The 15,044-nt window shown below is 67.1% G+C and carries 15 protein-coding genes; 3 read left to right on the plus strand and 12 right to left on the minus strand.

Annotation, left to right across the window (positions count from 1 at the left end; all coding sequences use genetic code 11):
* Position 1: 1 nt before the first annotated feature.
* The 6 genes from ACFQ50_RS14970 to ACFQ50_RS14995 form a co-directional block, all read right to left on the minus strand.
* A complete protein-coding gene (locus ACFQ50_RS14970) occupies positions 2-1,348 on the minus strand; it encodes a TRAP transporter large permease subunit (protein WP_377996349.1) in 1,347 nt (448 codons plus the stop codon).
* 79 nt (positions 1,349-1,427) lie between these two features.
* Entirely contained in the window at positions 1,428-2,213 is a 786-nt protein-coding gene (locus ACFQ50_RS14975) for a DUF1932 domain-containing protein (RefSeq protein ID WP_377996350.1), read from the minus strand.
* A gap of 13 nt (positions 2,214-2,226) precedes the next feature.
* Positions 2,227-2,856 carry a methyltransferase gene (locus ACFQ50_RS14980; RefSeq protein ID WP_377996351.1) on the minus strand — a complete coding sequence of 210 codons (630 nt, stop codon included), beginning with the start codon at positions 2,854-2,856 and terminating at the stop codon, positions 2,227-2,229.
* Positions 2,857-2,915: 59 nt separating this feature from the next.
* Positions 2,916-3,917 (minus strand): tripartite tricarboxylate transporter substrate binding protein, encoded by a 1,002-nt coding sequence (locus ACFQ50_RS14985; protein WP_377996352.1) that lies wholly within the window; start codon positions 3,915-3,917, stop codon positions 2,916-2,918.
* Positions 3,918-3,986: 69 nt separating this feature from the next.
* On the minus strand, positions 3,987-5,489 hold the full coding sequence (locus ACFQ50_RS14990; RefSeq protein ID WP_377996353.1) for a tripartite tricarboxylate transporter permease: 1,503 nt from the start codon (positions 5,487-5,489) through the stop codon (positions 3,987-3,989).
* Positions 5,490-5,491: 2 nt separating this feature from the next.
* On the minus strand, positions 5,492-5,995 hold the full coding sequence (locus tag ACFQ50_RS14995) for a tripartite tricarboxylate transporter TctB family protein (protein ID WP_377996354.1): 504 nt from the start codon (positions 5,993-5,995) through the stop codon (positions 5,492-5,494).
* Positions 5,996-6,118: 123 nt separating this feature from the next.
* On the opposite strand from ACFQ50_RS14995, the gene ACFQ50_RS15000 reads away from it, so the two are divergent.
* Complete coding sequence (locus tag ACFQ50_RS15000) at positions 6,119-6,916, plus strand: IclR family transcriptional regulator (protein WP_377996355.1); 798 nt, start codon at positions 6,119-6,121, stop codon at positions 6,914-6,916.
* Positions 6,917-6,982: 66 nt separating this feature from the next.
* On the opposite strand, the gene ACFQ50_RS15005 is transcribed toward ACFQ50_RS15000, so the two are convergent.
* The 3 genes from ACFQ50_RS15005 to ACFQ50_RS15015 all read right to left on the minus strand — a co-directional run bounded on the left by ACFQ50_RS15005 (position 6,983) and on the right by ACFQ50_RS15015 (position 10,580).
* Entirely contained in the window at positions 6,983-8,335 is a 1,353-nt protein-coding gene (locus ACFQ50_RS15005; RefSeq protein WP_377996356.1) for an adenylosuccinate lyase family protein, read from the minus strand.
* A 13-nt stretch (positions 8,336-8,348) separates the two neighbouring features.
* Entirely contained in the window at positions 8,349-9,743 is a 1,395-nt protein-coding gene (locus tag ACFQ50_RS15010) for a cation:dicarboxylate symporter family transporter (protein WP_377996357.1), read from the minus strand.
* A 114-nt stretch (positions 9,744-9,857) separates the two neighbouring features.
* The gene (locus ACFQ50_RS15015; protein WP_377996358.1) at positions 9,858-10,580 is read right to left on the minus strand and encodes a GntR family transcriptional regulator; all 723 of its coding nucleotides are present in this window, start codon (positions 10,578-10,580) and stop codon (positions 9,858-9,860) included.
* Positions 10,581-10,672: 92 nt separating this feature from the next.
* Here ACFQ50_RS15015 and ACFQ50_RS15020 point away from each other — a divergent pair, with 92 nt between their 5' ends.
* Positions 10,673-11,557: an aminoglycoside phosphotransferase family protein gene (locus ACFQ50_RS15020; protein WP_377996359.1), complete on the plus strand. Its 885-nt coding sequence runs from the start codon at positions 10,673-10,675 to the stop codon at positions 11,555-11,557.
* Between the two features lie 39 nt (positions 11,558-11,596).
* Positions 11,597-12,001, plus strand: coding sequence for a VOC family protein (locus tag ACFQ50_RS15025; protein ID WP_377996360.1), 405 nt, complete (start codon positions 11,597-11,599; stop codon positions 11,999-12,001).
* A gap of 38 nt (positions 12,002-12,039) precedes the next feature.
* Here ACFQ50_RS15025 and ACFQ50_RS15030 read toward each other — a convergent pair whose 3' ends face one another.
* From ACFQ50_RS15030 to ACFQ50_RS15040, 3 genes are all read right to left on the minus strand, one after another.
* The gene (locus ACFQ50_RS15030) at positions 12,040-12,573 is read right to left on the minus strand and encodes a hypothetical protein (protein ID WP_377996361.1); all 534 of its coding nucleotides are present in this window, start codon (positions 12,571-12,573) and stop codon (positions 12,040-12,042) included.
* Between the two features lie 82 nt (positions 12,574-12,655).
* Positions 12,656-14,149 (minus strand): alkaline phosphatase, encoded by a 1,494-nt coding sequence (locus tag ACFQ50_RS15035; protein WP_377996362.1) that lies wholly within the window; start codon positions 14,147-14,149, stop codon positions 12,656-12,658.
* A gap of 214 nt (positions 14,150-14,363) precedes the next feature.
* A complete protein-coding gene (locus ACFQ50_RS15040) occupies positions 14,364-15,044 on the minus strand; it encodes a helicase associated domain-containing protein (protein ID WP_377996363.1) in 681 nt (226 codons plus the stop codon).

Genomic DNA, 15,044 nt, shown 5'->3' on the forward strand with positions numbered 1-15,044 from the left:
CCTAGAGGGGGACGCCGATGGGGAGGACACCGACGGCGATCAGCACGCCGATGGCCAGCAGGGGCAGGGCGTAGAGGGCGAACAGGCGGGCAAAGGTCCTGATCGGGTCCACATCGGCGATGCCGCAGGCAACGTACAGGGGCGCGCCTCCCGGCGGGACCGCCGCCTCGCAGGAGGAGAAGACCAGTACCGCGACTGCCGCCGTGGTGGCCGGGACGCCGGCCGCAACCAGTGTGGCCACGCCAACGGTTCCGACGGCGGCCATGGTCGCCGTCGCGGACAGGGGCGCCGCGACCGCGATGACGATCAGCCCGATCAGGATGGCTAGCAGCCACAGCGGCAGGTTCAGCCCGTTCAGCAGCGCCGTCATCTGCTTGGGCAGGCCGGTGGCGGCCAGTGCGTTGGCGCCGGCGAACGCGAAGACCACCGTGACGCCGACGACGCCGAAGCGCGGGGCGGACTGCTGCAGGAACTCCCAGTAGGCCTTCGGACTGCGGGGCAGCCGCTTCCGTCCCAAAATGGTTCCGGTGATGATGAGGATCACGGGGATCCATACGATGACGCTGACGGATTTGGTCACGTCCGAACCGGCCCAGTCCGTTAGCGCAGCGGCGATGGCCCCGGAAGTGATGATCAGCGGGATGGCCACCACCACGAACAGGAGCAGGGTGGCCCAGCCCTGGCTGAACGCCCGCCGGATGGGAGCCCGGTGGGCCGGGTCGAGGGGTGCCATGTCGCTCTTGCGGATCAGCACATACGTGATGATCAGGCGGTGCAGGAAGCACCACAGCCCGCCCAGCAGCAGCGGAAGGACAAGGTCGTTGATCTGCAGCAGCGGCCCGACGGTGGCGGATCCGACCAGGACGAACATGGAGGCGCTGAACGGAAAGGTAATGCCCATTCCGGCGTTCCCGGCCACGAGCGTGGCCGCGGACGGTTTGTCCAGCCGGGACTTTTCCATCCAGGGAATGGTCACCGAGCCCACGGTCGCGGCGATCGCGGCCTGGTTGTGGACCACGCCGCCCAAGCCGGCCGATGCCACCGTGGAGACCCAGGCCGGGCCGCCCTTGACGCCGCCGATCAGGGAGTTCAGGAGGTCGATGAGCCGGTCCAGCACCCCGGTGCGCTCCAGCAGGTAACCCATGAAGACGAACGCCATGGTGGCGTAGACGATTTCATCGGTGATCGCGTCATAGAACGAGTCCCAGCCGATCTGCGCGGCGGCCCCGGTGAACGGAAGGACAACGAGGAATCCGAGGAGCATGGCTTCGCCGACGCTGCGCCTGATGACCGTCGTCCAGAGCAGGATGACGGCCAGATAGGCCCCCAGCGCCCAGATGCCGGTCATCGGGCTGCTCCTTCGTAGGTTTCGTTGGTGTCCGGGTTCATCGTTGACTCCCTGTTCATTGATTCTGCCTCATGCGCGGTCAGCGCAGGGCTGCCTCCGGTGCGGGTACCGCGGCGATCCGCGCCAGGGCTGCCGCCGAGGCTTCCGTCATTTCCGCCGGGACGCCGAGCTCTGCAAGGTAGTTCGCGGTGTCCTGCATTTCCCGGGACCTGCGCACGGCGTGCTTGGCCGTTCCGGTCAGCAGCCTGTCGATGACAGCCTGGCCGTCGCCGGCGAGCTGCCGTGCGATCTGCTCCCGGATCCACTGTTCCAGCCCTGCGGCCCGGCCTGCGGTGACGGCTTCGACGATGATCGAGGCGAGGCCCTTCATCAGGACGCTGCGCAGCAGCTTGTGGGACATTGCCGCACCCGGCCCGCCGTCGGCAATTTCGACGGCGGTACCCAGCGGAGTCAGCAGCTGCGCCACCGCAGCCGAGCCGGGACCGCTGACCATGAGCGGCGTCTTGACGCCGAGGGCGGCGACCGGGCCCAGGATCGCGACGTCGGCGAAGAGCGCCTGGCTGGACAGCTGGCCGAGTTCCTCCATGACCGCGGGGGAGGAGGAGGTGAGGTCCGCGTAGGTGCTGCCGGCCGGGAGTACGGGCAGGCAGTCCTGCGCGACGCTGCGGGCAGCGGCGGCGCCGGTGAGCACCAGAACGATCTCCGCGTCCCGGCAGGCCTCGGCGGCGGTGGCCGCCCGCGTGATTCCCTGCGGGGTGGAGGGGGCCACGGGGTCAAACCCGGTGACCTGGTGCCCGGCTGCAGCCAGGGCTTCGGCGTAGGCTGCTCCTGCTTCGCCCAGGCCGATGATGGTGCACTTTGTCATGGGAGGTCTGTCCTTACTGCTGGCCGCGGGCGGCGATGATTGATGCGCGGCGGTTGGTCTCGTCGGCGAAGACGGCTTCTGCGGCGTCAGCCACGGCCGCGGCCTGCTCACTGGGGATGACGACGATGCCGTCGGAGTCGCCGATGATGATGTCGCCCGGCAGGACGGGAACGCCGCCGAAGGCGACGGGGCCGCCGAGCCGGTGCGGGCCGTTCTTGTACGGGCCTGCCGGGGTGACCGCCCGGGCGAAGACCGGCATGCCGATCTCGCCCAGAGCCTCGGCATCGCGTGCAGCACCGTCAAGGGCGAAGCCGGCGATGCCGAGGCTGATGGCGCGCTCGCCGATCAGCTCACCCAGGAGCGCGCGGGACTCGTCCGCGCCGCCCGAGACCACGATGACGTCCCCCGGCTGCGCCAGCCCCAGGGCCTGGTGGATGCCCTGGTTGTCCCCCGGGCGGGTCCAGACGGTGAAGGCGGGACCGGCGATTTTCGCCCCGGGCCAGATCGCCTGGATCGCTGAGTCGGCGACGCCCAGCCGGTCCATGGCGTCACCGATGTTCGCGGCGGGCAGCTTGGCCAGCCGGTCGATCAGTTCCTGGTCCGGGCGGGTGAAGGAGGTGTCCTGAAGGGCGGGGGTGGTCATGGCGGTGTCTTCCCTGGTGGTGTTGGTGTGGCGGCTAACGGGCGGGCGGGTGTTTTGGGTCAGTCCTTCTTTTGAACCAGGGGCAGGACCTTCTTGAAGTCCGCCTCCTGTCCGGCCCAGAACGTCTCGTAGTCCTTGCCGGAGAGGTAGCTGGTCTGCAGGCCGAGGTCGTTCATCTTCTTGACGACCTCCGGGTCCTCGATGGCCTTCCGGAAGGCGGCCTCGAGCTTCTTGGCGACGGCGTCCGGCAGGCCGGCGGGGGCGGAGTAGCCGCGGGCGGTGCCGGCTTCGACGTCGTACCCGCTTTCCTTGAACGTGGGCACGTCCGGCAGTGCCGGGGACCGCTCGGCGGTCATGATGCCCAGGACACGGGCCTTGTTCTGCTTGGTCAGATCGGTCACGTCACTGACATTGGCGACGAGGACGTCCACGTGCTTGCCCAGGAATGCCGTGGTGGCCTGGGATGCACCTTCGGAGAAGTGGACCGGAGCGAACTCGGCGCCGGTGGTCTCCTGGATCTGGGCCAGCGCAAAATGCTCGCCGGTCTGCAGGCCTGTGGTGCTCGCGGTGAGGGACTTGGGCTTGGCCTTGACCGAGTCCAGCAGTTCCTTCAGCGTCTTGTACGGGCTGTCCGGCTGGACGGCGATGACGGCCGGGTCGATGACCTGGCGTCCCAGCGGCTGGAAGCTGCTGCGCGTGTACTTCGCGCCGCGGGCCGGGTCCAGCGGGGACACGACGACGGACGGGGAGCCGGTGGCGCCGATGGTGTAGCCGTCGGGCTTGGCTCCGGTCAGCTGGGTGTAGCCGATCTGGCCTCCGGCGCCGGGCTTGTTGATGACCTCGACGTTGGTGCCGAGTTCCTTTTCCAGCACGGGCTGGACGAGGCGGGCTGCGGTGTCCACTGCGCCGCCTGAGGAGAAGGCGACGATGAGATCAATGGTCTTGCCCTTCTTGGGGAAGTCGTTCCCGGAGGTGGAGGATGCGCCGGCGTTGGCGCCGCATCCGGTGAGGGCGAGCAGGGCGGCTGCGGCAAGGGCCGCGGTTACTTTCTTGCGTGACAAGGTTCTTCTCCTTCGAAGAGATGCGTGGGCTAAGTGGCGGATAGGTATGTGGATGGGTGGCGGGGTGAATCAGGCTTCGGGGTCCTCTGTGAGGGCCTTGGGTTTGCGGAACTTGAGCAGTGGGCTGCAGATGATCAGCACGCCAAGGCCGATCAGCACTGCGGAGATGGGGCGGTTGAGGAAAACGCTGAAGTCGCCCTGGGAGATTTCCAGCGATTCGCGCAGGGAGCGTTCCATCAGCGGTCCCAGGACCAGGGTGAGGACCATGGGGGCCAGCGGAATGTCCAGGTGCCGGAGGGCCAGGCCGAGGAGGCCGAAACCGATCATGACGAAGACGTCGAAGACGCTGAAGTTGATGGTGTAGGCGCCGATGACCATGAACAGCAGGATCAGGGCGGTCAGGATGGGGGTGGGGACCCGCAGGATCGAGGTCCAGAGCCCCACCAGGGGGACGTTGAGCAGCAACAGGAGGACGTTGCCGATGAAGAGGCTGGCGATGATCGCCCACGCGATATCGGAGTGTTCGGTGAACAGGCTGGGTCCTGGGGTCAGGCCCTGCTGGAGGAATGCGCCCATCAGAACGGCGATGGTCGGGGATGCCGGGATGCCGAGGGTGAACAGTGGGATGAGCGCCGCGTTGGCATGGGCGTTGTTGGCCGTTTCCGGGCCGGCAACGCCTTCGACGGCGCCCTTGCCGAGTTCGCTACGGAAGCGGGAGAACTTCTTTTCCGAGGCGTAGGACAGAAGGGATGACACGGATCCGGTCATTCCGGGGATCAGCCCCAGGCCGAAGCCGACACCCGTGCCGCGGGCCATGGCCGGTGCGCTGCGGCGCCATTCCGTCCGGGAGGGGAACAGGGAGCGGAACCCCGGAGCGTGCACCAGGGGGGTCTCGGCGTTTTTCCGGTAGGAGAGGATTTCGGAGAGGCCGAAGACGCCGACGATGACGGCCACGAAGCTGACGCCGTCCAGGAGCCGGTCCATGCCGAAGGTAAAGCGGGGTGCGCCGGCGACGGGGTCGATGCCCACCATGGAGATCAGCAGGCCCAGCGCTCCCGAAATCAGGGCCTTGACCATTGATTTCCCGGCCAGCGCCACGAGCAGGGAGATTCCGACCACCATGAGGGCGAAGAACTCAGGGGGTCCGACAAGCAGGCCCAGTTCACCCAGCGGCTTGGCGGCCGCGACCAGTCCGATGGTGGCAATGGTTCCACCGATGAAGGATCCGACGGCGGCCAGGGTCAGTGCCGCTCCTGCCCGGCCGAGTTTGGTCATTGCATAGCCGTCGATGGTGGTGATCGCTGAGGATGCCTCACCGGGAGTGTTCAACAGGACACTGGTGATGGTGCCCCCGTACTGCGTGCCATAGAAGATCGCGCACAGCATGATGATGGACCCGGCGGGGTCCAGATTCAGCGTCAGCGGGATCAGGAGTGCGACGCCCGCGACGGGTCCGACGCCGGGCAGGACGCCGATGATGGTGCCCAGGAGGCAGCCCAGGAACGCAAAGATCAGGTTCTGCCATGTCATGGCAGTCGCGAAGCCGTTCAGCAGTTCATTGAGGGTGTCCATGTCTAGAGTCCGATCAGGTTCAGGACGGGAATGGATGAGACAGGAAGGGCCACGTTCAGTCCGTAGTTGAAGGCGTAGAAAGCGCCGACGCTTCCGGCCAGGGCGGTCAGCAGGGCGGACAGCCAGCCCCTCTTTCCCCGGATCTTCAGGTGGTACATCAGGAAGAGGAACATGCTCAGCTGGAAGCCGAGCAGGTCCAGCAGCGCTGCCAGCAGCACAAGGCTGACGACGACGGCGAGCACCAGTCCGCCGTCGGCCCGCTCACCAGCGGCGCTGGGGCGCTTGAGTTCCTGCAGCAGCCACAGGACCGACATCGCTGCGAGCACTGCGCCCATGGCGAAGGGGAACAGCCCGGGGCCGGGACCCAGGGAGGTCCACAGGCCGAGGCCCACCGAGCTAACAAGTACGTAGGCGCCCAGTGCCCCGAAGGCGGCGATCCCTGCCAGAACGCTGCGCGCTGGCCTCGCCCGTGCGGGGGACTGGGTCATGGTCGACTCCGTTGTCATCAAAATTGCCTTCCAATTGCTTTCATAGAATGAAAGTCTCTTACGTCAGAAGAAATAGTGACACGGCCCACAGGAGCTGTCAAGCGGGTGGGTGGGGGAGTGGAAGTTACATAGAATGAAAGAATGACGGTGACAAACACCCAGCCCGGCACTGCGGCGGACGACGGCGGCAAGCCCTCCAACATGCGCTCGCTGTCGCGGGCCATGGAAGTGTTCGCGGAACTGCAGCGGGCCGACAGGCCCCAGCGGCTCAGCGATTTGGCGCGGAACTGCGGTATGAGCCTGCCCACCACGCTGCGCATCCTGCGTGTGCTGCAGGATTTCGGCATGGTCAGCCAGACCGACAAGACCTACCGGATCGGTCCGGCCGTGCTGCCGGCGGCGCGCAGCTACATCGAAAACGACCCCCTGGTGACCGCGTCCCGCCCCGTGCTCCAGCAGGTGGCGGCGCAGACCGGAATGACCGCGTCCCTCTACACGCGGCTGGGTTTCGAGCGCATCCTGGTGGTCCGCGTCGACGGCGACGCCCCGCTTCGGTATGACATGCCCCTTGGCAAGCGGCTGCCCCTCACTCTCGGGGCGGCGGGCAAGATCCTGCTCGCGGGCGCACCGGATCACCATCTCGAGGAGGTGGTGCAGCAGGCGGTGGCGGCCGGGCATGAGGAATCCACCTTCAGCCTGGCCGAGCTTAAGGCCCGCCTGCCCCAACCCGGAACGGACTACGCCTATTCGGCCGACGAGCGTGCCACCGGTGTACATTCCGTTGCGGTCGCCATCAGGAGGTCCGGACTGCCCAGCGAATCGATTGCGCTGACCAGCCCGGTGGAAGCAGCCACTAAAGACGGGCTGACGGCCAGCGTGCCCGAACTGCGCGGCGCTGCGGGCCGGCTCGCCGAGCTGCTGGAGGGAACCGTCTACTGAAATTAAACAGACACGGCCGCCCCTGCCGTACGTGTGCAGGGGCGGCCGTGTTGTGTTGGGAAATGGCTAGCGGGTGCGGGCGGAGATGACCTGTTTGGTCATGGCGCCTGCGCTGCCGAGGTAGCCTGCGGGGTCGCAGAGCTGTGCGATGCGGTCCTCGCCGAGGTGCTGGACAAGTTCCGGATGCCTGACGAGTTCGGATTCCAGTGTGGTGCGGGTTTCGATGGCGGTCTTGCAGGCGTCGTAGATGACGTGGTGGGCCTCCTGGCGGCCGAGGACGGGGGCGACGGCCATCATGACGGCCTCGGCGACGATCAGCCCGCCGGTGATGGCGGTGTTTTCGCGCATCCGGTCGACGTTGACCTCGAGTCCGGACAGCATGAATTCCGCCTGGGCCAGGGAGCTGGCGAGCAGCAGGAAGGATTCGGGGATGGTGGCCCATTCCAGGTGCCAGGGGCCGGTGGCGCGTTCGAAGTCCTGCACCATGGCGTCGAGCATGGTGGAGGATTTGTCCCTGAGCATTTTGGCTGCGGCGAGCATCAGTTCGCAGGAGATGGGGTTGCGCTTTTGCGGCATGGTGGAGCTGGCGCCACGGCCCATGACGAACGGTTCGGCGGTTTCGCCGTATTCGGAGGAGCACATCAGCATGACGTCCAGGGCAATCTTGCCGAGGGAGCCGCCGATGTTGGCCAGCAGGGATACCATTTCGGCCAAGCCGTCCCGGGCGACGTGCCAGGTGATGTCGGGATCGGTCAGGCCGAGCTCCGCCGCCAGCGCGGCCCGTGTTTCCAGGCCTTCGGGTCCTTCGCCGAGGGATGCGAGGGTGCCGGCGGCGCCGCCGAACTGGACCATAAGGTCGCGTTCGGCGGCCTGGGCGAGCCGGTCGGCCTGCCGGTCGAGGGAGGAGAGCCAGACGGCGCAGCGGTAGCCGAAGGTCACGGGCAGGGCGTGCTGCAGGTGGGTGCGGCCGGCGGCGAGGGTATTCACGTGGGTTTCGGCGAGCCGGGCCAGCGCAGCCCTGACTCCGTTGAGCTGTTCTGTCAGGATGGCGACGCCTTCCTTGCACTGGAGCATTGTGGCGGTGTCCATGATGTCCTGGGTGGTTGCGCCCCAGTGGATGTAGCCGCCGTCGTCGCCGCACTGCTCCGAGAGCTGCTGCACGATGGGCAGGATGGGGTAGCCGACGATTTCGGTTTCCCGGCGGAGCCGCTCCTGGTCGAGTCCGGCGAAGTTGGCGGTCTGGGTGATCCGGGCGGCGGCGTCTGCGGGAATGAGGCCCACCCTCGCTTCGGCGCGGGCGAGGGCCGTTTCGGTGTCGATGATGCGGCTGACGTAGGCGTCGTCGCTGAAGACTTCGCGCATGCGGGCGGTGCCGAACATGTCGCGGAACAGCAGGGAATCGTAGACGGTGGAGCTCATGCGAGTGGATCCTTTACTTCGTGGCGGCGGCGGAGAAACTGCCGGATTCGTGGACGGCGGCGGGGGTTAAGGCGGGGGAGGAGGCTTCCCTGGCTTCCTGGCGTTCCATTTCGGCGAGGAAAAGGGCGGGGTCGGCCAGCGCGCGGCGGACCTTGGGAACGTCCATTTCCTTGGTCAGCTTGGAGACGACGATGGTGGCCACGACGTTGCCGAAGGTGTTGCAGAAGGCGGTGGCAATGGACATGAACCGGTAGACGCCGAAGAGGATCGCAACGCCTTCCAGCGGCAGGTAGCCGGTGGCCGCGACGGTCGACGCGAAGACGACGTAGGTGCCGCCGGAGACGGTGGCGGCGCCCTTGGAGGTCAGCAGCATCAGTGCCATCAGGCCCAGCTGTTCGCCCAGTCCCATGTGAACGCCAAACGCGTTGGCCAGGAAGATGGTGCAGATGGACATGTACAGCGACGTGCCGTCCAGATTGAAGGCGTAACCGGTGGGGACCACCAGCCCGACGCTCTGTTTGGAGCAGCCCATGGCGGTGAGCTTCTTCAGCAGCCCGGGCAGCGCCGACTCGGAGGAGGCGGTGCCCAGCACCAGGGACATCTCAACCTTCACGAAGCGCAGGATCCGGAAGACGTTGAACCCTGCGATCAGGCAGACCAGTCCGAGGACGACGGTGATGAACAGTGCGACGACCGCCCAGTATTCGAGTACCAGCTGGGCAAGTGCCAGCAGCATGGCGCTGCCGTTGGTGCCGACCGAGTAGGCGATGGCACCAAAGGCGCCGATCGGGGCGAGCTTCATGATCACGTTGATGAAGCCGAAGAACGCCTCGGAGACGGTGTCGAGGCCGCCCTGGATCTTGCCGAGAACGGCAGGTTTGAGGGTGAGGAGGCCTGCCCCGAAGATGACGGCGAGGATGACCACCTGCAGCAGCTGGCCGGAGGTGAAGGCGCCGAAGAAGTTGTCCGGGAAGATACCGGTGAGGAAACCGGCGAAGGAGTGGTCGCCGTTGGTGGCGGGTGGCTTGCCGCTGCTCGCGGTGAGCGCGCCGGCCCCCTCGCCGACGTGCAGGAGGTTCGCGGCCAGCAGGCCGAGGCCCAGGGCGAGCGTGGACACGACTTCGAAGTAGATGAGGGCGGAGAAGCCGATCCGGCTGGCCTGCTTGAGGTTCCCGGCGGACAGGATGCCCAGGACCACGGTCAGGAAGACCAGCGGGGCGATGCCCGTTTTGATCAGGGCGAGGAACAGGTCGCCCACGATCTTGAGCTGGGCTGAGAACGCCGGGAAGGCGAAACCGACGACGATGCCCAGTGCCATGGCGATCATGACCTGCGCACCCAGGCCCCGGTACCAGGCTTTCTTCGGCCGGGGAGCGGCTGCTTCCAGGAGCTGTTCTTGCGACTTCATTGACGCCTCACTTGTCTAGACACATTTTCTGTCTAGACAAATGTGAGGCATGTCATGGGGTTCTGTCAAGGCCGCTGCCAGAGTGGGCCTGGCGGCAGTGGGGTGGGACTCGGGTTAGCTGCGTTCCAGAACGGACTCGTAGACGAAGCGGGAACCGGGGTGTGTGCTGACCGCGACGGCGAGGATTTCGCCGTCGGTACCGATGTAGCGCCGCGTGAGCTGCAGGGCGACGGAACCCGGCAATTCTCCCAGCGCCTTGGCGGCGTCGCCGTCGAGCACTGTGGCTTTGATGTGCTGCAGGACGCGCTTGACCTGGCGGCCGGTATGCTCGGCGATCAATTCGGCCACGAGCCGGTCGCTGTCCTTGAGCTCGTCCGAGATGAGGGCGGCGTGCTCGGGGGAGAGGTACACCTGGGCCCAGGACAGCGGGCGGCCGCCATCCGCCGGCTCCTGCCGTGTCGACGTGATGCGGGTCCGGACCGTGCCGGCGGGAACACCCAGATCGTCCGCGAGGCCGTCATCGACGGTGACCTGGTCTGTGGAAAGGATGCTGCGCACCGCAGTCCGCCCGTACTGGGCAAGCTCTTCGATGGAGGAGAGCTTTGTGTGGAATTCCTGGGCCGGCTGCAGCCGGACCACCCGTGTGCCCTGGCCTTTGCGCCGCGCGATCAGGCCGGCCTCCTCAAGCTGGCGGAGCGCCGCTCGCAGCGTCTCCCGGGACACGCTGTACTGGGACGCCAGCTCCGGCTCGGACGGGAGGAAGGCGCCCACCTCCCACTGGCCGCCGGCGATCCGTGCCTGCAGATCCTCAGTGATCGCTATATACCTGGCAGCCACCGCTGGCCTTCCTCCCTTGGGGTCGATACTCTTGCAGACAAGTCTAGACAGGTTGGGGCCGGATGCCGCGGACCTCGCATGAGGGAGTCTCAATGGCCGGAATGCCGCCGGCAACAGTGGAGGTGAGTGCCGCCGTCGTCCATGCCCTCCTCCGGGACCAGCGGCCGGACCTTGCCGGCCGCTCCCTCGAGCGGGCAGCCAATGGCTGGGACAACGCGACCTTCCGGCTCGGGGACGATTTGGCGGTCCGGCTGCCGCGCCGGGATGAGGCCGTTCCGCTGATCCTGCACGAGCAGCGGTACCTTCCCGGTATCGCCAACCGGTCCCCGGTTCCGGTTCCTGTGCCCGTCCATGCCGGCCGGCCGACGTCGGACTTTCCCTGGCCGTGGAGCATCGTGCGGTGGGTGCCCGGCGCGCCGGCGGTGGACGCCGGACCAGCGGGCCGCGGACAGGCCGTTGACGGCCTGGCCGCGTTTCTCATGGCCCTCCACGTGCCAGCAGAAGCGGGTGTCCCGGTAAATCCCGTCCGCGGGGTGCCGCTGATGGACCGGAACGCGGTGGTGTCGGCGCGGCTCGGGGACCGCGGCCGCTACCCCCGGGCAGAAGAACTGAAGGCGGTGTGGGCGGAGGCCTGCGCGGCCGGGGCCTGGGCGGGTCCGGAAATGATGCTCCACGGCGACCTGCATCCGGCCAACATCCTGCTGGCGGCGGACGGATCGCTGGCCGGCGTGATCGATTTCGGCGATGTCGGGGCCGGGGACCCGGCCGTTGACCTTGCGGCGGGATGGTTAATGTTCGACGCCGGCACCCGCCGGCGCTTCATGGGCGCCTTTGGCTCCTCGGTGGACAGCGGCACCTGGGCCCGTGCCCGCGGCTGGGCACTGGTCCTCTCCACCGCCATGCTCAGCAACTCCGACGACAATCCGCGGATGTTCTCCGTGGGGGAGTTCGGGATCGGGCAGGTTCTGGCGGGCTGAGGCGGCGTTTTGCGCGGGCCGGGGCGTAGGGTGGGGCGCATGGAGATGCGCCTTGAAGTTGTGCAAGTGCCCGTGGCCGACGTGGACGCGGCGAAGTCGTTCTACGTGGAGAAACTGGGCTTCGTCCTCGACCACGATGTGGAACACATCCCGGGGATGCGGGTGGTGCAGCTGACGCCGCCCGGTTCTGCTGCCTCGATCGTCATCGGGACGGGAATGACCAGCATGTCGCCGGGGAGCCTGGAGGGGCTGCAGCTTGTCGTGCCCGATATCGGTGCGGTCCGCGCCGAGCTGCTGGACCGCGGCGCCGGCATCAGTGAGGTCCAGGACATGGGCGGGGTGCAGTTTGCCTTCCTTAGCGATCCTGATGGCAACCGCTGGGTCATCCAGGGTGCGACGCCTCCGGAGGTCAAGAGCGCGCACCTGGACGCCCCAGCTTCGTAGCCGCCGGGCGCACGGCGTCGCCGATATTCGCTGGCGCCCTATTCGTTGACGAGGACGGGGACGCCCACGGCGGCGGAAACCGCCTTGCCTCGGAGGTTTTCCGGGACCGGGATGCTGAACTTTTCGGTCTCCGACGGCGGTCCGATGTGGCTGTGCCCGTCTTCCGAAGCGTGGTGCACGTAGCGGCCGGTGCCGAGCAAGTTGCCCTGTTCGTCGTAGAAGCCCGCCAGGACCTGCAGCTCGAGAAGGTCGCTGACGTCGCTGGTGATGCGGATTGTTCCGCTTGCACCGGTGGCGGTGAACGCCGGCTGCTCCAGGACGAACCGGTCGTCGAACGGTCCCTTGACCTGGACGGCCCGGCCCTTGGCGGGTTTGGCGCTCTGCAGTCCGGGCAGTCCGGGTTCCCCGGATGCCGGGACCAGGCCTGGCAGGGTCGCCTGTACGGTCGCGGCCGGACGAGGCGTTTCTGCCGCGGCCGGACCTGCAGGCTGGTTCAGTGTCCCCGCGAGGACAGCGGCCGCAGCCAAAAGTGTTGCGCCGCCGATGATGACGGTCTTCATTTTGTGGTGCATGTGAGTGTTCCTGTGCTGGCAAGGATGGAGACATGGTTCCGGTGGCCGGGGATGTTTCCCCGGCCACCGGAAGGGGGAATGGTCAGCTCACCCGCAGGGCGTCGCCGACGATGGTGAAGAGATCGGTGTTGTCCACGCTGCCCTGGAGCTTTTCCGAACCCGAGCCGAAGGAGAAGACGGGGACGTCCGCACCGGTGTGGTTGCCGGAAAGGTAGGTCAGCCAGAGGCTGGCGTCCTTGGACCCGTCCTGGACGCCGGCGGCGTCATCAGGGGTGCGGAAGGTAGCGGGGGCGAAGTTGTGCGGATCGCCCGAACCGGCGCCGTTGACGATGCCGGTAGAGCGGCTGGCGTCCTTGGTGTTGCCGCCCGTGCGGGTGGGGGCGGAGTTGTTCGCCGGGTTGCCGCTGTCCACATTCACGGGCGGGTTCGCGGCTTCGGCGTTGGTGAAGGAGCCCTTCTCAATGATGTTGAACCCGGCGCATTCGTGGTCTGCGGTCACAATCACGAGGGTGTTGCCGTCCTTCTTGGCGAAGTCCATGGCCGCGGCGACGGCGTCATCGAAGGCCTTGATTTCCTCGAGGGTCTGGGACGCGTCGTTGGCGTGGGAGCGCTTGTCGATGAGGGCACCCTCGACCTGCAGGTAGAAGCCGTTGCCCTTGCTGCCGGAGCCGAGCAGGTCGATGGACTTCCTGGTCATTTCGGCCAGGGTGGGTTCCTGGGCCTGCGGGGCCGACGGGTTGTCCTGCTTGGACTTCTCCACGGTCAGGTTTCCCTTGTTGAACAGACCGAAGACCCTGCTCCCCGCCGCTGCCGAGAGATCCGTCTTGGTTGCCACGGTCTGGGAAGCGGGGGAGCCCAGGACCGTGTAGCCCTGGTCGCGGAGCGCTTTCTCGTCAGCGGTGTCAAAGCGGCTCAGGCCGCCGCCGAGGATGACATCGGCGGTGCCGTTGCGGGCGATCTGGTCGGCGATCGGGGTGACGCGAAGGTCGCTGGTGGCCAGGGGCGAACCTGTGATGGCGGTGTCCTGGCAGGCGGCCGCGGAATAGACGGGTCCCTGGCAGCCGCGGGCGAGGGCGTGGCTCATCTGCCCGGCAGGGGTGGCGTCGGTGATTTCGGCGGTGGAGACGTTGCCGGTACGGTATCCGGCCTGCTTGGCCTTTTCCATCAGGGTCGGGACGGAGGTGCCCTTGGCGTCCACGCCCAGGGCGGCGTTGTAGGTCTTGACGCCGGAGGCCCATGCGGTGGCCGAGGATGCGGAGTCGGTGACGTAGTTCGGGCGGAAATCTGCCTGCCCGGGCTGGCCGGAGTTTTTCTCCACGGAATAGGTGCTGACGTAGCCGTGGGCAGGCAGCTTTTCCATGTTCAGCCGGCCATCGGCGCCGTAGAAGCGCTCACGGCCGGCAGTGACGTGGGTACGGCCCATGCCGTCTCCCACCATGTAGATAACGTTTTTTACGCGGCCGTTGTTGGCGGCGTCATTGGCTGCTGTTGCCGGCGAGCCGGCGGCGGCCAGCCCGGCAAGGGCGGCAACTGCGACGAGCGTCGCCGATGCGGACACGGAAAATGTGCGTTTCATGTGGAGGTTCTCCCGGATGCGAATGATGGGTGCGAATGGCACCGCTCAGACACTAGGGACGGCACACGATGCGGCGGTGACCAGAAGGTGCCCCGCCGCTGGACGGGAGCTTACGGCCGGATTAACCTGCTTGCGCCATGAGTGATATTCAGGTCAGCTGACAGCTGTATAGATCGGATCGGAGGCATTCTGTCAGGGACATTCCTGCCCTGCTCTAGTCCACGTCGCTGGACGGTTCTGCAGCCCCTTTGCGGCCGGTAAGCCATCCGGGCAGGGCGGCGTCCAGCGCGTCTGAACGTTCGGGAGAGAGGTCGCCGTGGCGGAACTTGTACCGTTGGCTGCGCAGCCACCCCCCGAGCTCCTTTTCCACTCCGGCCACGCCGGGGGTGGTGCGGGGCCAGGGGTGCCCCGTGGCGAGATAGGCAGCCAGCTGCTCCAGACGGTCCTGCCATTGCTGATCCTCCCTGGCCTCGCGGGGTTTGCGCCGCCAGTCGGGCAGGACGGACAGGCCTGCGCCAATGACCGGGTTCAGGATGCCGGCGTCCGCGTCGCGGCGGCGGCGCCGCAGCCACTGCGCGAGTTCCCGCTCCGCCTTGTCGCCGGCGTTGCGGGAGGGGTAGCGGCCCGTGGCCTCGACCATGGTGAGCAGCTGGTATAGGCGTTTGATGCCGGGCGCCGCGGGGCTGGTCCCTGCTGCAGCTGCTGCCCGGTGCTCCGTTTTCAGGCCGGGATCCGTGGCCTTGGCCGCCGTGAGGTGGGTGGTGACGGCGGCGACTTTGACCCGGGCCAGTTCGGCGATCTTCTTCCGGGACAGCCCCTTGCGGTACATGAGGGTCCACTCCGGATGTGCATCCCCTGAGCTCTTCAACGACCCGAAGCGTTTCTGGTCCCCCAC

It is taken from the genome of Arthrobacter sp. NPDC056493 (assembly GCF_042795115.1).
Lineage (GTDB): Bacteria > Actinomycetota > Actinomycetes > Actinomycetales > Micrococcaceae > Arthrobacter.